15 protein-coding genes are annotated in these 19,272 nt (G+C 67.0%); 9 read left to right on the top strand and 6 right to left on the bottom strand.

What is annotated here, in order from left to right:
* Positions 1-203: 203 nt before the first annotated feature.
* Positions 204-1,034 carry a class I SAM-dependent methyltransferase gene (locus ACIBO2_RS16025; protein ID WP_358538951.1) on the bottom strand — a complete coding sequence of 277 codons (831 nt, stop codon included), beginning with the start codon at positions 1,032-1,034 and terminating at the stop codon, positions 204-206.
* Positions 1,035-1,571: 537 nt separating this feature from the next.
* Between ACIBO2_RS16025 and ACIBO2_RS16020 the strand changes: the two genes are divergently transcribed.
* On the top strand, positions 1,572-2,903 hold the full coding sequence (locus ACIBO2_RS16020; protein ID WP_397297561.1) for a UDP-glucose dehydrogenase family protein: 1,332 nt from the start codon (positions 1,572-1,574) through the stop codon (positions 2,901-2,903).
* 38 nt (positions 2,904-2,941) lie between these two features.
* The gene (locus ACIBO2_RS16015; RefSeq protein ID WP_358538957.1) at positions 2,942-4,081 is read left to right on the top strand and encodes a glycosyltransferase; all 1,140 of its coding nucleotides are present in this window, start codon (positions 2,942-2,944) and stop codon (positions 4,079-4,081) included.
* A 76-nt stretch (positions 4,082-4,157) separates the two neighbouring features.
* Here ACIBO2_RS16015 and ACIBO2_RS16010 read toward each other — a convergent pair whose 3' ends face one another.
* Entirely contained in the window at positions 4,158-5,525 is a 1,368-nt protein-coding gene (locus ACIBO2_RS16010; protein WP_358538959.1) for an NAD-dependent epimerase/dehydratase family protein, read from the bottom strand.
* Between the two features lie 165 nt (positions 5,526-5,690).
* Here ACIBO2_RS16010 and asnB point away from each other — a divergent pair, with 165 nt between their 5' ends.
* The 3 genes from asnB (at position 5,691) to ACIBO2_RS15995 (ending at position 10,152) form a co-directional block, all read left to right on the top strand.
* Positions 5,691-7,604, top strand: coding sequence for an asparagine synthase (glutamine-hydrolyzing) (asnB, locus tag ACIBO2_RS16005; RefSeq protein ID WP_358538961.1), 1,914 nt, complete (start codon positions 5,691-5,693; stop codon positions 7,602-7,604).
* A gap of 228 nt (positions 7,605-7,832) precedes the next feature.
* On the top strand, positions 7,833-9,002 hold the full coding sequence (locus ACIBO2_RS16000; RefSeq protein WP_358538964.1) for a polysaccharide biosynthesis C-terminal domain-containing protein: 1,170 nt from the start codon (positions 7,833-7,835) through the stop codon (positions 9,000-9,002).
* Between the two features lie 7 nt (positions 9,003-9,009).
* The gene (locus tag ACIBO2_RS15995; RefSeq protein WP_397297558.1) at positions 9,010-10,152 is read left to right on the top strand and encodes a glycosyltransferase; all 1,143 of its coding nucleotides are present in this window, start codon (positions 9,010-9,012) and stop codon (positions 10,150-10,152) included.
* Here ACIBO2_RS15995 and ACIBO2_RS15990 read toward each other — a convergent pair.
* Positions 10,109-11,380: a hypothetical protein gene (locus ACIBO2_RS15990; RefSeq protein WP_397297554.1), complete on the bottom strand. Its 1,272-nt coding sequence runs from the start codon at positions 11,378-11,380 to the stop codon at positions 10,109-10,111. The two genes, ACIBO2_RS15995 and ACIBO2_RS15990, sit on opposite strands and share 44 nt — an antisense overlap.
* A gap of 312 nt (positions 11,381-11,692) precedes the next feature.
* Between ACIBO2_RS15990 and ACIBO2_RS15985 the strand changes: the two genes are divergently transcribed.
* Genes ACIBO2_RS15985 through ACIBO2_RS15970 form a run of 4 tightly spaced genes read left to right on the top strand, consistent with a single transcriptional unit; the run spans position 11,693 to position 16,268 of the window.
* On the top strand, positions 11,693-12,844 hold the full coding sequence (locus tag ACIBO2_RS15985) for a glycosyltransferase (RefSeq protein ID WP_397297552.1): 1,152 nt from the start codon (positions 11,693-11,695) through the stop codon (positions 12,842-12,844).
* 4 nt (positions 12,845-12,848) lie between these two features.
* Positions 12,849-13,829: a GDP-mannose 4,6-dehydratase gene (locus ACIBO2_RS15980; protein WP_358538974.1), complete on the top strand. Its 981-nt coding sequence runs from the start codon at positions 12,849-12,851 to the stop codon at positions 13,827-13,829.
* Complete coding sequence (locus tag ACIBO2_RS15975; RefSeq protein ID WP_358538977.1) at positions 13,826-14,869, top strand: MraY family glycosyltransferase; 1,044 nt, start codon at positions 13,826-13,828, stop codon at positions 14,867-14,869. The genes ACIBO2_RS15980 and ACIBO2_RS15975 overlap by 4 nt, the downstream gene beginning before the upstream one ends.
* Before the next feature lie 4 nt (positions 14,870-14,873).
* Positions 14,874-16,268: a polysaccharide biosynthesis tyrosine autokinase gene (locus ACIBO2_RS15970; protein WP_397297550.1), complete on the top strand. Its 1,395-nt coding sequence runs from the start codon at positions 14,874-14,876 to the stop codon at positions 16,266-16,268.
* On the opposite strand, the gene ACIBO2_RS15965 is transcribed toward ACIBO2_RS15970, so the two are convergent.
* Genes ACIBO2_RS15965 through ACIBO2_RS15955 form a run of 3 tightly spaced genes read right to left on the bottom strand, consistent with a single transcriptional unit; the run spans position 16,246 to position 18,785 of the window.
* Entirely contained in the window at positions 16,246-16,821 is a 576-nt protein-coding gene (locus ACIBO2_RS15965) for a hypothetical protein (protein WP_397297548.1), read from the bottom strand. The genes ACIBO2_RS15970 and ACIBO2_RS15965 overlap by 23 nt on opposite strands.
* Positions 16,822-16,874: 53 nt before the next feature.
* On the bottom strand, positions 16,875-18,656 hold the full coding sequence (locus tag ACIBO2_RS15960) for a DUF4012 domain-containing protein (protein WP_358538985.1): 1,782 nt from the start codon (positions 18,654-18,656) through the stop codon (positions 16,875-16,877).
* Positions 18,657-18,671: 15 nt separating this feature from the next.
* Positions 18,672-18,785, bottom strand: coding sequence for an LPXTG cell wall anchor domain-containing protein (locus tag ACIBO2_RS15955; RefSeq protein WP_358178670.1), 114 nt, complete (start codon positions 18,783-18,785; stop codon positions 18,672-18,674).
* Between the last annotated feature and the right edge of the window lie 487 nt (positions 18,786-19,272).

The raw sequence follows: 19,272 nt of genomic DNA, 5'->3' as shown, positions 1-19,272 counted from the left end.
GTATCCCATCAAGGGACCTCAGCCACGACGGACCGTTACAGGGCTTGATGCGGTCGTGTGACGAACCCCGGGGAGCCCTTAGGCCTGATCGCCTGGACATGGCAGAACGCGGCGACCGTCGCCGACACCCGCCGGCGCGACCCCCGCGCTCAACCCAAGCCACCGTCGCTCCCAGTCAGCAGCGGCAGCGGCCGTCCGACCGATCAGCCAACCGGGCCGTCAAGCCCAGCCGCGGTTCGCGCGAACACATACTCATTGCAGCCATGACCCGCGCAAGTCTTCAGGTAACGCAGCTCGAAGCCGCGCTTGCGCAAGACGTCGAAAATCTCCCCGGGCGAGGCCACTTCAAAGGGGAAACCGCCGATCCAATCGATCAGATCGTGGCGCGTGGACATTCCGCGAGGCCGGACAGCAGCGGGGAGCCCGACGGCACACGCCCGTTTCACCGGCCTGGCCAAGGCCGAACGAAGGCCGAAATATGCTCGGAAGATGAGAATGAGCAGGGCCCGCGAGATGCGACCGGACTGCACGTAGCGGCGTTTAACGTACCACCACAGACGACTTTCCAGCCCTTGATCATTGTAAATCGAGATGTACAGCAGCCCATTCGGCGCGACAAGTCGGGAGGCCGCCTCGATCGCCCGCCACATGGCACCCGTGTGGTGCAGCACTCCCCAGGAGTATACGACATCGTGCAGGCCCAGAGATTGTGTGTAAGCTTCGTCGAGAATGGATCCCTGCGCCACGCTCCAAGCGCTTTCCGGCGCGAATATGCTACGCAGTTTCGCCGAGGCGGCGACGGAATTCACATCGAAGTCGAAAGAGTGGACCTTCGCCCCCAAGCGGTGCGCGGCCAGCGAGAACAGGCCGCTGCCGCAGCCGATGTCCAGGAAGGTGCGCCCGCTGAGGTCGGCGACCCCGAGGGCGTCCCTCAGCGACGTCACGGCCATGGCGATCCGGTGTTCGTCGACCAGTTCGAGGAAGCTCAACCAGTTGTCGCCGAAGGCGAAGCGGTCCTGGGTGGTCTTGTCCACTGAATTTACCGTCATGACTTCACTCCGCTCTGAGAGATGCTCCAAAGAGCGCGTCGCGGGCATCCGCGCAACGCTGGATCCGCACCAAAACGTGGAAATCGCCCTCGGCTGACAAAGGTGCGATCGCTGGCCGGGCAACGCCGTCAACAATACGATCGCCGATCGCGGATATCTACCCGTGGCACACATACCGGCGTGTCTACGTCCCCAGGGGGCGATGCCGGTCGTGGGCCGATCTCCAAAGCCTGTCGCCCGTCGACCGGATACGTCCGTTTCGACCTTCCCGAAGCTCACATGGTGCCTGGCACATTCCGCGCTCGGTGCCGACCACATTTGGCGGGATTTTAAGGAAGCTCTGCCATGTCTTTCAGTCGTTGGCCGCCGCGTTATCAGGCGTCTCCGAGTAAGAAAGTAAGGTGATCTGGTTGGTCTCGGGCGACGTGGACGAGGACGACATCGCGGGACCAGCACCTTCAATTACCGAGCGAGGGAGAAACTTTGCAGGATCATACGCTGATACGCCAAGATTCGACCCGAGTGAAGATTTCGCAGTCCCTCGAGTCGTCCGACCGCCTCCAAGTGAGCGTGATCGGCGCCGGATATCTGGGCACCGCCCACGCGGTGGGGATGGCACAGCTCGGGCACGATGTCGTCGCCATGGACATCGATAAGGAGAAGATCGCGAGGCTGTCGGCGTGCGAGCTGCCCTTCTTCGAGCCTGGCCTCGGCGAGTTGCTGCGCAAAAGCGTGGAGGCGGGCCGGCTTCGCTTCACCGCCTCGTACGACGATGTCGCCGAGGCGGACGTCCATTTCGTCTGCGTGGGAACACCGCAGCTTCCCGGCTCCTTCAACGCGGATCTGCGATGGGTCGAGACGGCCTTCGCCGAGCTGGCGCGGCGGGTGAGCGGACCGGCGATCATCGTGGGCAAATCCACGGTGCCGGTTGGAACCGCGCGGCGCATGGCCGATGTCGTCCGCCATCAGACCGACGGCGGCCGAGTTGAGGTGGCGTGGAATCCGGAATTCCTTCGCGAAGGGCACGCGGTTCAGGACACGCTCCAACCCGATCGGCTCATTTTCGGGGTGGAGTCCCAGTGGGCGGAGCAGTTGCTCCGGGCCGTCTACCAGCCGATCATCGAGGACGGCTGTCCCCTCGTGGTGACCGACTACGCCACTGCCGAGCTCGTCAAGGTCTCGGCCAACGCCTTTCTCGCGATGAAGATCTCATTCATCAACGCCATGGCGCAGATATGTGAGGCCACCGGCGGTGCCGTGCTGCCGCTCGCCGAGGCGCTCGGCTATGACGACAGGATCGGCCGACGCTTCCTGGGCCCTGGGCTCGGCTTCGGTGGCGGTTGCCTCCCCAAAGACGTTCGTGCCCTGTATGCCTGCGCGACGGACCTTGGCCTGGACGAGGTCGCCACGTTCATCAGGCAGATCGACGCCATCAATCTGAGCCGCAGGGACCGCGCCCTCGCGCTCGGCCGGGAACTTCTCGGAGGCACGTACGAGGGAAGGCGGGTCTGCGTCCTCGGTGCCGCGTTCAAGCCGAACACCGACGACGTCCGAGACTCTCCCGCGCTGGCGGTGGCGGTCGCCACCCATCGCGAGGGCGCGCGGGTGACCATGCACGATCCCGTCGCGATGACCAGCGCACGGCTTGCTCACCCTGAGATCGAGTACGCCGACACGATTGTCACGGCCGCGTCGGAGGCCGACCTCGTCATGCTGTTGACCGACTGGACCGAGTTCCAAGACATGGATCCCGCACTGCTCAGCAACGTCGTGCGCGGCCGGAATGTGCTGGACGGGCGCAACGCGCTGGCACCGGAACGCTGGCGCGCGGCCGGCTGGAGCTACCGCGCTTGAATCAGAAGAATCATGCCAAGGGCATCGGAGGTCGCGTCATGAGGAGCCTGCACGTCTGCGAGGTCATCAAGGACCTGGGGGTCGGCGGCGCGGAGATGCTGCTCGTCGAGCGATTGCTGGCGGCGCCCGCCACGGGCGTGCGCTACACGGTCATATGCCAGGGCGCGAAGACCGACGAGCTCATCCAGCGGCTGCGCGCGGCGGGGACAGAGGTGATCAGTCTCGCCGCCTGGCCGCGGCGGCTCCGCCTCGCCCGTCTGGCGGTGGAGGTCAGGCGCCTGCGGCCGGACGTTCTCAATCTCCATTCACCCCTGCCCGCGTCGCTGCTCCGGGTGACGTCGCGGTTGTCCAGGCCGCGGCCCGCGCTGATCTCGACCGTGCACAACGTCCGCTACCGCCTGCCGACGATGCTGCTCGACCGGGCGACAGGATGGCTGGACGCCCGTACCGTGGCCGTCTCGCCGCAGGTCGCGCGGGCCGTCGTCAGCCGGGGTGCGCGCAACCTGGTGACCAGGATCCACGGCATCAACGTCGCGGAGATGCGCCGCCGGGCGGGGGAGGCCGCGCGGACGAGGCAGGAGTGGAATGTTCCCGAGTCCGCCTTCCTCATCGCACATGTCGGCAACTTCCGCCCGCAGAAGCAGCACGGCGTGCTCATCGAGGCGGCGGCCAAGGTGGTCGGCCGCGATCCGCGCGCCGTCTTTCTGCTGGCCGGCACCGGACCCTTGTATGAGGAGACGGCTCGCCGGGTCGCCGAGCTGGGGTCAGACAACGTGCGGCTCCTCGGACATGTGCCGGACGCTGCCCGCCTGATCGCTTCGGCCGATCTGCTCGTGCTCAGCTCCGCGCACGAAGGGCTGCCTGTCGTCGTCATGGAGGCCCTGGCGGCCGGCGTGCCGGTCGTGTCCACAGCCGTGGGCGGGGTGCCGGACCTGATCGACAACGGTCGCAACGGCCTGCTCACCAGGGCTGGAGACCCCGACGCGCTCGCTGAGGCCATCCTTCGGGCCATGCGGCCGGACACGCACGCCCAGCTTCGCGAAGGGATCCGGAACACCGCCGATCCTGTGGACATAACCCAGACAGCGGAGTGGTTCGAGCGTCTCTACGACGAAGTCGTCACCGATGGCGAGCGGAACGGCCGTAGTCGCGCGCCGCGCCGACGACACGGCTATTGAGGCAAGGGCGGGGGATGGCCGAGCTGCCGGAATGGCCGGATCCCGCGGTCCGCACGCGAAACCCGGCGATCTTCCACTACTCCGGTGCGGGAATGACTTCGTTCTTGAGGGTCCACTCCACCTGCGTCGTCAGCCCGGTTCGCAGATCGATCGTGGGCTGATAGCCGATCACGTCTTTCGCCAGGGAGACATCGGCATGCGTGTCCCGCACATCGCCGGCCTGTCCGCTCCCGAACTCCAGGACGACCGGCCGCCCGACGATGTCGCCGACGAGGTCGGCCACGTCGAGCACCGAGGTGGTGACACCGGTGCCGATGTTCAGCGCCTCCGCTTCGACCTCCGCGCGCATGGCCATCAGATTGGCTTGTACGGCGTCCGCGACGAAGGTGAAGTCCCTTCGCTGCTTGCCGTCGCCCAGAATCGTGACGGTCTTCCCGGACAGCGCCGATTCGATCAACTTGCTGATCAGCATGTCACGACGTTGCCGCGGACCGTAGACCGTGAAGTAGCGCAGCGCCACGACCGTTGGCCCGGATGGTCCGCGCCGCGCGTGAGCCAGGGCCAACTGCTCCGCGGCGAGCTTCGTCACCCCGTAGGGCGAGAGCGGGGCGGGGAGGTCAGCTTCGGTTACCGGTCCGTTCGGCGCACCGCCGTACACACTCGAGGAGGACGACACCACGACACGGCGGACAGCGGTACGGGCGGCCGCCTCCATCAGGAGGTGAGTGGCGACGATGTTGCTCCTCGCATAGCTGGGGAACTCGGCTCCCCATGAGGGGCGGACGCCGGGCCGGGCCGCGATGTGGAAGACCGTGTCGGCCCCATCGAGTTGGGGTTCGAGGGGGATCTCCGCAAGATCGCCGCGAATCAGCGTGAAGCGGTCGCCGGCCTCGTTGAGTCGAAGATTCCGCTCGGTGATCTCCGGCGGATGGCCCAGGCAATGGTCGATTCCGATGACCTCGTGGCCGTCGTCGAGCAGCGACCTCGCGATGTGGGAGCCGATGAACCCGGCGACTCCCGTCACGACGATGCGTTTCCCGGCCGGTCTGTCCACGGTATCCATGGGTTTCATCGATCGGTTCTCCTCACCTGAGTACAGAGAAATTGGCCGGTCCAGCGAGAGTCGCTGTGAACCGGAATAGAAGCCCTTTGCATCCTGTTGCCTTTTGGCGTCTCGCCGACGGCATCGAGGTATGCGGGTGGGAAATCCGGGATGGTCTCGACCGTCCCGCCGATATGTTCCGCCAGCCATGATACCGAGAATGATCGGGCGGGCACTTGCGGTGGGAAGGCGTGTTGCGTAAACGCGAGCAACCGGCGAATAGTCGTCTTCGATGTGTTTTGCGCCGGTCGCGCAGTCCGCAGACGATGTCAGTCGGGAGAAACGGACGAAACGGTTGATGATCTGGAGCCACGCCCACCCCGGTGGGATGTCGCGGTGCATGGTCCACGGTGATCTATGATCCGTTTCCAGCGAATCATGTGGCTTTCCAGGCCGCCGCGTCGACAAATATCTGGCGGCGCCGTTCCGCGGAATGCGGAAAATCCTGTCGCGCGGTCAATCGCCTGGTCGAGGAATACGGTTTTTGCGTCCACTGATGGAGGACCGATGTGCGGGATAGCCGGGATCGTATCGACGACACGGCCCGACCCGGCGCTGGTGCGCCGCATGTGCGAGGTGATCGTGCACCGTGGTCCCGACGGCGACGGATTCCACAGCGACGAGCACGCGGCCCTCGGCATGCGCCGGCTGGCGATCATCGACCTGGCCTCGGGTGACCAGCCCGTTTACAGCGAGGACGGCCAGGTCGTCGCCGTCTTCAACGGTGAGATCTACAACTTCGCCGAGCTGCGGCGAGACCTGGCCGCACGAGGGCACCGGCTGCGCGGGACAGGTGATTCCGAGTGCCTGGTCCACCTCTACGAGGAGCATGGCACCGAGATGGTCCACCGGCTCAGGGGGATGTTCGCCTTCGCCATCTGGGACCGCGCGCGAGAACGACTGGTCCTCGCGCGTGACCGCGTAGGGAAGAAGCCCCTTTACTGGCGTTCGGATGGCAACTCACTGGCGTTCGGATCGGAGCTGAAGTCCTTGGCGCAGGATCCACGCCTGCGCCGCGAGGTGGATCCGGTGGCGTTGGACCACTATTTGACGTACAAGTACGTCCCGGCGCCGTGGTCCATTTACCAGGACGTACACAAACTTCCGCCCGGCCATCTGCTGGTCTGGGAACGCGGAAACGCCTCCGTGGACCGCTACTGGGCGCTGGACAGTTCGCCGCGACCGGTGCTGGATGAGGAAGGGGAAGAGGAGCGGCTGCGTGAGCTGCTCTTGGAGGCCACCCGCATCCGAATGGTGAGTGAGCGTCCCATCGGCGCGTTCCTGTCCGGCGGGGTCGACTCGTCCGCGGTGGTCGCGGCCATGGCCATGCAGAGCCAGGAACAGGTACGCACATTCTGCATCGGTTTCGAGGACAGTGATTATGACGAGCGGCACAAGGCCCGGATGGTGGCGGAGCGATATGGCACCGAGCATCATGAGCTCGTCGTCACGTCCGACTTGCTAGACGTTCTGCCGCGCATCGCCTGGCACTTCGACGAGCCGTTCGCCGACGCCTCGGCCATCCCCAGTTTCTACGTCGCGCAGCTGAGCCGGAAGCACGTCACCGTGGTGCTCAACGGTGACGGCGGCGACGAGAGCTTCGGGGGATATCAGCGTTACGTTCGGATGGGGCAGGCCGGGCGGATACCGGTCATGCCGCGCCCGCTGGCGATGGCGACCGGCCGCATCGGCGACCTGATCGCGGACCGGACCACCGGCGGATCTCTGCCCCGGCGGCTCGCCCGGCTGATGCAGTTCGCCGCGGAGCCCCCCGCACGCCGCTACGCCCGCCTCGTGTCCCAGTACACCCACCGGCAGAAGTACGCCGTCTACAGTGACGAACTCCGCGATCTTCTGGTGGGGGCGGACAGTTACCGGCTGCTCGACGAGGCGTTCGAGCGGTCATCGGCGGCCACCGACGTCGGCCGCATCCTGGATGTGGACGTCTCGAGCTACCTGCCGGACGATCTCCTGGTCAAGGTGGATATCTCCGCCATGGCCAACTCGCTGGAGGCCCGCTCTCCGCTCCTGGACCACCACCTCATGGAATGGGCGGCCGGCCTGCCCATCGCGCTGAAGGTGCGCGACGGTGAGACGAAAGTCCTGCTCAAGCGGGCCGTCGCTCCTTGGCTGCCCAAGGAGATCCTGGGCTTCCCCAAGCAGGGGTTCAACGTGCCGCTGGCGACCTGGCTCCGGGGTGAGCTGCGTGAGCCGGCCTTCGACCTGCTCACCGACGCCACCGCCCGCGCTCGGGGCCTGTTCCGGCCACAGGTCGTCCGGAACCTCCTCCAGCGGCACGTCGAAGGGGCCGACCACAGCGCCCAGCTGTGGGCTCTCCTGCAGTTCGAACTCTGGTACCGAGCTCACGTGACCTCTGACGACCTGGTGATGCCAGAAACCGGCTGTGCCCCTTTGACGTAGCCCCGGTGGCCGCGTGCTCACCACGACAAGGAAGATGTGATGCGTAGCCAGCGCGAGGTAAGAAGGCGGAGCCCGTCACAACCGAGCACCGACGTCGGTAACAGGCTCTCCTTGGGCGTGCTGCGCCTTCGCGCCTGGATCTTCTCGGAAACCTCGAGTACGGCCAGGATGGTACAGGCGGGGACGAGCCAGTCACTCCGCCTTCTGCTGTCGACAGTCACCAGCATCTTGATCGCCCGCTACCTTCAGCCTGATGGCCGGGGTCAGTACGCGCTGATCGTCAGCCTGGTCTCCGGAGCGGTCATCCTTGGACATTTCTCCGTCGTCAACACCCAGATCGCGCTCTGGAAGGACGGCGCTCTCAGTCGCGTGCTGACCGCCAACGGCCTCCTGCTCGGGATAGGGCTGGGCGCGGTGGCCGGCCTGGCCGTCTTCGCCGTGTCACCGCTGGTGTTCCCGAACCGGCCGGCCCTGCTCCTGGCGGTGGCTCTGGCGGGGGTGCCCGCCATGGCCGCGATCGTCAACCTGCGGGGCATGCTGACGCTCCAAGCCAGGATGGCCCTCATCAACCGCAGTATCCTCATTTCCGGCTTGATCAACTGCCTGCCCCTGGTGCTGCTGGCGGTGCTGGGCCACTTCACGATCTCCGCGGTCGTCATCATGTGGACTCTGTCCGCTGTCGTACCGCTCCCGTTGTACCTGCGGACGCTGCGCCCGAATCTCAGCCACGCCAGCTGGGACCTCGCCGTGCGCCAACTCGGCCCGGCCGGGCGCTACCACATCGGCCACATCGCCCAGTATTTCCTGCTGTGGTCGGCGGCGGACATCCTGCTGCTCAACGCGCTGGTGTCCGCGTCCGAGGCCGGTCTCTACAGCGTGGCGGTCGTCGTGATCACGATAGCCCGGGTGCCCGCGGACGCCGTCATTCAGGTCGTCCTGCCCCAGCAGGCCAGCGGTGACATGACCGCGTCCGCCGCAGCGACCGCGCGCGCGCTCCGGCTCGCGTTGCTCTGTTCATCGGGCTGCGCGTTCTTCATCGCCGCCGCCTCCCCGCTGCTGGTCCCCTTCGTGTTCGGTGCCTCCTATGAGAGAAGCGTCCTGCCGCTGGTGATCCTGGCCCCCGGGATCGCCGCGTACGGCATCGTGCGCCTGACGGGGCAGTACCTGATCCGGCTCGACCGCCCCCTTCGCATCTCCGGGATCACCGTCGTAGCGCTCGCTGTGAACATCGCGCTCGACTTGGTCCTGATCCCCCACATGGGTGCGGCGGGAGCCGCGCTGTCATCTTCGATCGCGTACAGCCTGCTGGCGGTCATCGAGGTGATGTGGTTCTTCCAGGCCCGCGCGGCTTCGGCGGAGCTTAAAAAAAGCGAACTTCAAGGAAGCAGGAAGGAGTAAAGGAGCTATGCGGAGAAGAGACCGATCCGCTCTACGCCGTGTCGCATTCCTCATCGGGCACTTGGGGCGCGGGGGAGCCGAGGCTCAGATATCCCTGCTCGCGCAAGGTCTGTCCGGCAGAGGCATCGAGGTGCACATGTTCCTCATCTCGAAAAGCGGTCCGCACGAAGCGGCCCTCCGTGACGCCGGAATAGAAGTGCATCACCTCGGCTTCGGCCGCACCTCGTCAGGATCAGCTGATCTGGTGCGGTGTCTACGGGGTTTCGCGCGCCTCATTCGATCGCTGCGGCATATTCGGCCCGAAGTGCTGCATGCCTATCTCTTCGAAGGCCGCATGCTGGGACCACCCGCCGCCTGGCTGGCCGGCGTCCCCGTCATGGTGGCCGGTCGGCGCAACGCGGGTGAGCCGGAACAACGCCATCGGCGGGTGCTCGTTCTCGAACGAGCGATGACCCGGCTCACCGATCACGTCGTGACGAACGCGGTCGCCGTGGCCGAGGAAGCCCGCACGATCACCAGGATCCCGGCAGGCAAACTGAGCGTGATCTACAACGGTCTTCGGGCCTCCGCCTTCGAGCGGGCCGAGCCGGCGAGCATCGAAGACACCGAACTCCCTGTTGCGCTGTGCGTGGCCCGCCTGGCGCCGCAGAAGGGGCACGACGTCCTGATCGAGGCCGCCTCGCGGCTGCTCCAGCGCGGCCGGCCGTGCACCTTCCTGCTCGCGGGCGAAGGCAGGGAACGGCACCGCCTGGAGGAGCTGGTCCGCGGGGCGCGGGTGGATGTCCGTTTCCTCGGTGACCGCACTGACGTGAAGGCGCTCCTGGCCAGAGCCGATGTGGTGGTCCTTCCCTCGCTTTGGGAGGGCCTGAGCAACGCGGTCATGGAGGCGATGGCCGCGGGACGGCCGATCGTCGCCACCGCGGTGGGCGGCACACCCGAATTGCTGGACGGCCGGGGCGTCCTGATCCCCGCGTCCGACGCGGAGGCTTTGGCCGACGGCATCGTCCGCGTCCTCGACGACCCGGACCTCGCGGCCTGTCTAGGACGCGAGGCGCGCGCCTGGGCGCGCGAGCATCTTGATGTGGACGTGCTGGTCGATCAGCACATCAATCTCTACCAGCGGCTCGCCCGGATCCGGAAGGACTACTGAGCGCGGTCAGCGGCGGACGAGAAGCTTCTTCGATGTCCGCCGCCGGCTGCCTCCTGCTCCATGCCACAGCGGACAGCAGGCTCGTGAGCATGACGATGGGCATGCGCTGCCGGAAGATCAGGCCGACATTGGCCACGGTCGTCGCGTAGGCGATCGTGCTCGGCACGATGAAGAGCAGCAGAATCAAGAGCGATCGCCGGTCATAACGCCACAGCAGCCGCGCGCCGCGTACCGCGCTGTAGAGCATGAAGTACCAGACCAGCGTCTCGATCTTCGCCAGCTGCAGCGTCGCGCTGCCATCAGCCCAGGGGAAGGGAGCCAGCAGCGTGTAGAGCAACTTCGGGAGCAGCGAACCCCACGCGCGGCCACTGTCCTCGAACAGCACGCCTGAACCCTGGCTGGCATATGAGCGGCGAGCCTCTTCCGACTGGCCGAACTCCAACTGTCCCAGCGCCGAATCCACGAACCCGTCGTCGTCGACGTAGCCGGCGAAGAACAGGCCCGACACCAGCAAGCCGGCGGAGACGACCAGAACGCGGGTGAACATCGCGCTCCGCGAACCCATGAGCCCGAGCAGCGACGGAACCCCACACATGAACACCATGTAGGCGCGTACGTTGAGGAGCCCCCACAACAATGCCAGCGTCGTGAGTGGCTTGCGTATGTCAAACCGTCGAGCATTCGAAACGGCGAGGTAAAGACAGCCCACGACGAGGAACGCGTTGAATCCATCCTTGAACGTATCCGACGTGCACAGGAGGAACATCGGGGAAAAGGCGGTGATGGCCAGCAGGACGAATGCCGCCCGTTCGTCGGCGCCCACCAACCGCGCGAACCTGTACATGACGATGCACAGCGCGCACGCTATCAACGCCACGACCGCCACACAGGCGAGCGGAGCCGGGCCGCCGCACAGATACATGAGGATGGCGAAGACATAACACGGTAGCGCCACGGAGTCGAAGCGCTCGGCCGGCACCGAGGTGGCGAACTGAAAGCCTTCACGCTGCCAGAACGTGGCGGTCTCCAGGGACATGGCTTCGTATCCCAGATAGTCGCCGCCGTATCCGACGGCATCTGGCCGTACTACCGCGACGTGAATGACGATCCGGGCGGCGAAGGCGGCAAGCAGCACCGGCAACACGTGCCACGCCGCCTGTTTGTCAAAACTTACCGAAACAAGGAAGACCAATGTGATCACGGCGGCGGCCACGATAAGGTACTCCACCCAAACTCCTCAACGCTCGTATTGGCGCCATATCGACCTCTATGTCGATGTGATCGGGACGGCACGACGAACAATACGGCGAGTGGCCGCCGAGATCGGCATGGCACACCGAACCGCTGCAAGTCAGTAGGAAAGACGTCGGCCGGTCAGCTCATCCGATGTGATTCCATAACCTGCGGGGACAAGATATGCAAATATTCCGTCGGCACCGCGACTCGGACCATTGAACGAGTCAAGGCCCAAGCTAGCTTCTGCGGCATGAAGACCCATTCCGCAGGAGCTTGTGCGAAGCCGGACGGCCGCATAAGAGTCATGGATGTCATCGCCCGGATGAACATCGGCGGCCCGGCTACTCAGCTGACGGGGTTGTGCGCGCAGCTGAACCACGACACCTTCGATCACCGCCTCTACACGGGTGATGTCGGCGGCGACGAAGGCGACCATTTCCTGCTCCGGGAGTCGGCTATGCCGGTTCACCGGGTTCCTGGGCTCGGCCGCTCGATCAAGCCCGCTGATGACGTCCGGGCCGTCGCCCACCTGATCAAGGCGATACGCACGTTCCGGCCGCATATCGTGCACACGCGGACGACGAAGGCCGGATTGCTGGGTCGCGTGGCCGCTCGCCTGTCCGGGATCAACCCGGCCCTGGCCCACGTGTTTCACGGTCATCTCCTTTATGGCCATTTCTCGCCGCCCAAGCAATTTGTCTACGTGCGGACCGAGCGCCTTCTCGCCTCGATGTCCGATCGTCTGGTGACCGTGGGAGCGCGCGTCCGCGACGAGTTGCTGGAGGCCGGGATCGGCCGTCGCGAGCAGTACATCGTCACCCCGCCGGGCGTCGGGCTCGGCCCGATCCCCAGCCGCGAGGAGGCCCGCCGGTCGCTGGGACTTCCGCCGGACGCGCCCGTGGTCGCCTTCGTGGGCCGGCTCACCCAGGTGAAGCGCCCCGACAGATTCGTCGCCACGGCGAGGGCGGTGCTCCGGCAGGTGCCCGACTGCCACTTCGTCGTCTGCGGAGACGGTGAGCTCCGCGAGCAGATGGAGCAGGCGGTCACTCCCATGCGCGCCTCCTTCCATCTGCTCGGCTGGCGGAACGACGTGGCCACCATCTGCTCGGCCGCCGACATGGTCCTGCTGACCTCCGACAACGAGGGGATGCCCGTCGCGCTCATCGAGGCCGGGATGGCGGGCAGGCCCTGCGTCTCCACCCGGGTGGGCAGCGTCGCCGAGGTCATCAGGCACGAGCACACCGGTCTGGTGAGCAGCGCCGACGTCGGCGAGCTGACGGAGCACACCGTACGGCTGCTGACCGATCCCGACCTCAGGCACCGGATGGGCGAGGCCGCCCGCGACTGGACCACCGCCTCGTTCGGGGTGGAGCGCCTGGTGGCAGACACCGAGGCCATGTATCGATCGCTGTACGAAGAGCGCCGGGCACGCGCTTCAGCCAGAAGGGCGAGGTGACAACATGCGATACCTGCTGACAGGCGGGGCCGGCTTCATCGGATCCCATCTCACCGACGCGCTGCTGGCGCGCGGTGACTCCGTCGTGGTGGTCGACAATCTGTCTACGGGACGGACCGCGAACCTCGCGCTCGCCGCCGGCCACCCCCACCTTCAGTTCGTCCAGGGCTCCGTGCTGGACGAGCTCATGGTGGACGAACTGGTCCACGAGTGCGACGTCGTCGTCCATCTCGCGGCCGCGGTCGGCGTCAAGCTGATAGTCGAGCAGCCGCTGCGGTGCCTGACGACCAACATCCGCGGCTCGGAGGTCGTCATCGAGGCCGCGCATCGCTACCGGAAAAAGATCCTGATCACCAGCACGAGCGAGATCTACGGCAAGAACTCGTCCGGACCGCTGCGGGAGGACGCCGACCGCATCCTCGGCAGCCCGTCCGTGGTGCGCTGGGCCTACAGCACGGCCAAGGCCGTCGACGAGATCCTGGCCAACGCCTATCACCAGGAGCGCGGCCTGCCGACGATCGTCGTGCGGCTGTTCAACACCGTGGGCCCACGGCAGAGCCCGGCGTACGGGATGGTCATCCCGCGCCTGGTCCATCAGGCGGTCGGCGGCGCGCCGCTCACGGTCTTCGGCGACGGAAGCCAGACCCGCTGCTTCGCGCACGTCGCGGACGTCGTCGACGCGTTGCTGCGCCTCCTCGACCTCGAGGCGGCGGTCGGTCAGACCTTCAACATCGGCTCCGCGGAGGAGGTGAGCATTCTGGACCTGGCGAAGCTGGTCATCGAGCACACCGGGTCCACCTCCGGGATCGACCTCATCCCGTATCACGAGGCCTACCAGCAGGGTTTCGAGGACATGACCCGCCGGGTCCCCGACACCACCCGGATCCGCGAGCTCACCGGCTGGGCTCCCCGGCACACTCTCGACGAGATCCTGGCCGAGGTCGTCAAGCAGGTGCGCGAAGAGCTCACGGCGTCCAACCGGTGAACGCGACGATCGCCCTCGCCACCGGCGTGGCCGCCTTCGTGATCAGCTGTGCGGCGATCGTGCCGTTGAGGCGCCTGGCGCTGCAATGGGAACTGACCGATCGCCCCAGCGAGAAGAAGGCGCACGCCCGCCCGACTCCTTACCTGGGTGGCATCGCGATCACGCTCGGCACCGTCGTGCCGGTGATCGCGGTGCTCGGCTTCGCCGAACTCCGGATCATGGCGATCCTCCTGGCGGCTACCGCGGTGTCGCTGGTCGGCCTGATCGACGACGTCGGCCCGCTGCGCCCGGTCACCAGGCTGGTCGTGGAGGCCGCGGCGGCGAGCGGGGTCGCGCTGGCCGGTGTCCACATCAGCACACCGGCCAATGGATGGGTGGATGGAGGACTCACGGTCGTGTGGATCGTCGTGATGCTCAACTCCTTCAACCTGCTGGACAACATGGACGGCGCGCTGGGAGCCGTCAGCACCGTCACGGCCGCCCTCCTGGGTGGCACGGCCTTCATGACCGGCCACCCGGCGCTGGGGCTGCTGCTGATCGCGCTCGCGGGCACCAGCCTCGGCTTCCTGCCGCACAACTGGGCGCCCGCGAGGATATTCATGGGTGACTCCGGATCCCTGTTCATCGGATTCGTGGTCACCTGCTCGGCGGTCTTCCTGGTGAGGGGGCAGGATCCGGGCGAGATGATCGCCGGATTGCTCCTGCCGACCTTCGTCGCCACCGTCGACACCGGCGTCGTGTTCCTCTCGCGGGTGCGGGCGGGCCGCTCGCCGCTGATAGGCGGTACCGACCATGTGACACACCGGCTCCGCCGGCTGGGGCTCAGCACCCGGACGGCCGCCGCGACGCTCGGCGCGCTGGCGGCCGTGGCCGGCGGCTGCTGCCTGCTGATGGCCATGCGCTGGATATCGCCCCTGGTCACGACGATGGTCGCGGGCGGAACCGCCATCGTTCTCATCGCCTTGCTGCAGGGTGTGCACATCTACGCGCCGATCGAAGACCTCAAGGCTCCTCCAAGAATCCGCGAAAGGCGGCGTTGATCCAGTGGACCTGCTCTACTACATGCGGCTCCTGCGCCGGAACTGGCTGCTCCTCCTCATCTCGCTGGGGATCGGGATCAGCACGGCGGTCGTGGTCACCGCGAACACTCCGCCGCAGTACGTCGCGACGATCTCCATGCTGGTCTCCGGCCAGGACAGGGAAGGAAGCCTCTCCACCGCTTACCAGGCGGGAATGCTGTCGGCGCAGCGGGTGCAGTCCTACGCCACTCTGCTGTCCAGCCGCCGGGTGGTCAGCCAGATCACCACGCCCGAGGACATCCGGCGGATGCAGGCGAACATCTCCGCCGAGGTCGTCCCCGGCACCGTCCTGCTCCGTGCGACCGTCACCGACACCGACCCGGCCCGCGCCGCACAGCTGGCCAACACCCTGGGCGCGCGGTTCACGCAGCTGATCGAGCAGCTCGAGCGGGTCAATTCGACCACCCGGCCCACGGTCAAGGTCACCGTGGTGGACCAGGCGGAGATCCCTCAGACGCCGGTCAGCCCCAGGCCGGTGGTCAACCTGGTGGTCGCCGTACTGATCGCGCTGGTTATCGCCATCGGCTCGCTGACGCTCCGCGATCGTCTGGACACCACCATCAAGACCTCCGACACGCTGCAGCAGGTCTCGAAGAGCTCGACTCTCGGGATCATCGGGTACGAGCGGGACGCGCGGCGTCACCCGCTGATCGTCCGTAGCGGAGGCCGATCGTCCAGGTCGGAGGCGTTCCGCTCACTCCGTACGAACCTGCAGTTCATCGGCGTGGACCGGCAGCCCAAATCCCTGGTGATCACCAGCTGCCTGCCGAACGAGGGCAAGTCCTCGACCTCCTCCAACCTCGCGATCACCCTGGCCCAGGCGGGCTGGCGGGTGCTCCTGGTCGACGGCGACCTCCGTCGTCCGCGCATCCCGACCTACCTCGGCATCGAGGGCGCGGTCGGCCTGACGGACGTGCTGATCGGCAAGGCGAAGCTGGACGAGGTGATCCAGCCCTGGGGCGAGCCGCGCCTATTCGTACTGCCGAGCGGTCAGATCCCGCCGAACCCGAGCGAGCTGCTCGGCTCACGAGGGATGCGCCAGGTGATCGACCAGGTCATGGACGACTACGACATCGTGATCGTCGACGCGCCGCCGCTGCTGCCGGTGACAGACGCCGCGACGCTCTCGGCGATCTGCGACGGAGTCCTGCTCGTCGCCCGTTACGGCAAGACCCGGCAGGAGCACATCGTCCGGGGCACGGAGCTGCTGACGTCGATCAACGCGCGCATCGTGGGCACGGTCATGAACTTCGTCCCGGCCAAGGCCAGCCGATACGACGGCTACGGCTACGGCTACGGGTATGAGACCGACACCGCGACCGAGGCCAGGGCCGCGGTCAAGGCGCCGACGGCTGTGTGAGAAGCCGGAGCGGGACGTCGAGTGATCTGGCGATCCTCCGTCCCGCCATCCGGTGGTGCCAGCGGGTGCCGCCGATGGGGTCGAGAATGTCGGGCCGGTCCACCGGCACCAGGCCGCGTAGCCCGCGCACCTCGTCGACCAGCGCGTGCGCCCGCCGTACCGGATCGCGATGAGACGTGACCGCCGCGGGCTCGACCGCGCCGCTCAAGGCGCCGAACTCGACGATGGTGAAGGTACGCCCGGCGGCCTGGAGATGCCTGGTCACCACTTCGGCGCGATGCGCGGCGGCGGCCGTCAGCACGAGGTCCGCGGCGGCCACCACCTCGGTGGTCAGCGGGCTGGAGACGAAGCCGGTGGGATCGCCACCGAGGCGAAGCAGCGTCCGCCGCGTGTGCTCGGCCATCTCCATGCCCGGCTCGGCGTGGGTGCCCGCGCTGGTCACCCGGAACGCCGGCCCGAGGGCCGACCGGGTCAGCCGCTCCGCCAGCGGGGAGCGGCAGATGTTGCCCGTGCACACGAACAGGATGTGGAAACGAGCCGGCGTGCCTTCCATGAGCGCGACGGTAGAACGCCCTGGTCAGAAGCTCGTTGGCGGCACGCCGGTCTTTATTGTTTGGTGGGAGTCTCGAAGGTGCAGCCCCGATGGTCCTGGGTGACGCTGGTCTGCTGGGGATGGACCAGTGGCTGCACGGGCACCAGCGGCGCCGCGTCCGAGGCGGGTTCGAGCAGGAGGAACTCCAGCGTCTTCGACTGCCGGGGCGCGAGCTCCAGCATGATGGAGTAGACGGGGTGGGATCGTTCGACCTCTTTGATGACCTCCACGAGCTTGCCGTCGATCCGCACGCCGCCGTTCTTCGCGCCGACCCCGGTGTACAGCGACACCCACAGCAGGTTGGATCCGACGGCATGGGGGCGCTCCGGGGAGTCAAGGCGGCTGGTGACGTACCTGGGCAGCTTCCTGCGCGGCACGTCATTGGTGAGACTGACCCGCACCTTCGTGACGCGTTGCCCGTCGGGACGGCAGGGGCCCAGCTCATAGTCGACCGAGCGCTTGAGGTAGTAGTCGAGCTTGTTGCCGCCGGAATTGTTGACCACCAGTCCGGCGAACGGTCCAGGTTCCCGGGGTAGCACTCCGCCCAGCGGCGTCGTCGCCAGGCGGCGCTGCTCGATGCCCCTGCGGCTCCACACCTGGATCCGCCGCTCATCCACCATCTGCGCCAAGGTGGACATCAAGGTGCGGGGATCCGGATGGGACCGGGTCATCGCCTCGCTGACGGCGCCGGCGATCGTGATGAGGTACTTCTTACGCTCGTCCGGATCCTGGTAGCGGACATAGGCCACCCGCTCGGTCAGGTCGGTCACGTTCTCGGCGGTCACCGTCTCACCGCCCGGGAGAGTGACCGGGCCGATCAGCCGCAGCAGGTAGGAGAGCCCGACCGGGTCGGTCGCGATGGCGCCATCCAGCCGCCGCCCTGTCTGCCGCTCCCAGAGCGCGGTCCAGGTGGTCGCGGCGTACGGGAAATGCGGGGAAAGATTGGAATTGGAGAGCAGGGAAAGCGCGCTCGGCCCGTAACGCGCGCTGAATGCCGGCCCATTGTCGGCGACCGGTGCCGGACTCGGCGCGAGGCGGGTGTTGGCGGAGAGCCGCTGAATGCCGAGTTTTCCTTGCCCGGCTTTCAGAATGCCGAAGGCGCCCACCAGGCCGCCGGTTCCGCGCGCCTCCGCATTTGTCTGGAATGCCAGGAAATAGCGGCGTGGGCCGTCATGGCCCAGCATCGGCGGCAGCAGGGCGGCGGCGTCGGCCGCCGCGCCGAGCCAGCCGTGCAGCCGATCGACCTGCTCCAGGGCCGTGACGCGGGCCTCGTCCAGCTCGCTCACGCCCGTGTCCGCCGGGGTAACGGACAGGCGTGAGCGCGCCAGAGCGACCCGGTCGGCGGCGGCGTCCAGGGCCGGTGCCGCCGACTCCAGGTCGGCCAGCAGTTCGCCCATGTCGGTCATGGAAGCGCCCTTGGCGGACCCATCGGCCGTGATCAGCGGCGCGGCGGCCCGGTGCACGTCGGTCAGGGCACCGGTCAGCTCCGCGGCGGCCTCCGCCAGACCGCGGATGGTCGTCGCGCTCTCTCCGACCAGGGGAGTGCGAGCGAGCAACGACCAGTCCGGGCCGGAGGTGAGCCGGCGGGCCTCGGTCGCGTGCCACTGCGCGTCCGCGAGCGTCCCGGCCAGCCGGCCGGGGTCGCTCGCGCGCAGCAGGACCAGCGCGTTCCTGGTCGCCTGCAGGTGGTCGCGCACGCTCAGAGCGAGGTGCGCGGTCCAACCCCCGGCCAGCGTGAGGCCCGCGGCGGGAGCCAGCAGGCCGGCGATGACAACTCGGCGTCTCTTACTTCGCACTGTGAGATCGGCGACTTACTTCGCGCTGTACGAACGGCGACGCCGCATGGCGATCAGCGTGCCGGCGGTGCCCGTCAGGAGCATGCCGGCACCGGCCGCGGCCAGGGCCTTCACGGGTGCTCCGGTCATCGGCAGCTCCTTGTGGTGGCCATGGCACCCGTGGCCACAGCACCCATGGCCGCAGCCCCGATGGCGACGATGCCACCCACGGAACTCCTCGGGGTCGATGTCGACGTCGATGTTGACGTGCGACGACGACGTCGAGGTGGCCCTCGGCGTGGCGGCGGCACTAGCACTGGCAGTGGGCCTCGGCGGATAGGGTCGCGGGCTCGCGGTGCTCGTGGGTGCCACCTGGCTGTCCGTGGAGGCGGACGCCAATCCTGCGGTCCCGAAGGCGATCCCACCTCCCACGGCCATCGCCACGAAAATAGGTATCGTGATTTTTTCTCTCATTTCGGACTCCCCGTGTGGATGGCGGTTCGGGTCATGGGACATTTCGCCCGGAATTCCAGCGAAGTGTTCGCCACGGAACCCGTTATATGCGCCCTCCTAATGGGTGCTCCGGTCGCCGCACAGTTCTTACCGAATGACCACTAATGGTTCTCCAGATGTTGAC

Origin of the sequence: Nonomuraea sp. NPDC050022 (genome assembly GCF_044460705.1) — a bacterium.
Classification (GTDB): domain Bacteria; phylum Actinomycetota; class Actinomycetes; order Streptosporangiales; family Streptosporangiaceae; genus Nonomuraea.
The sequence above is the reverse complement of the archived record's forward strand: the minus strand, read 5'-3'. Positions and strand labels throughout refer to the sequence as shown.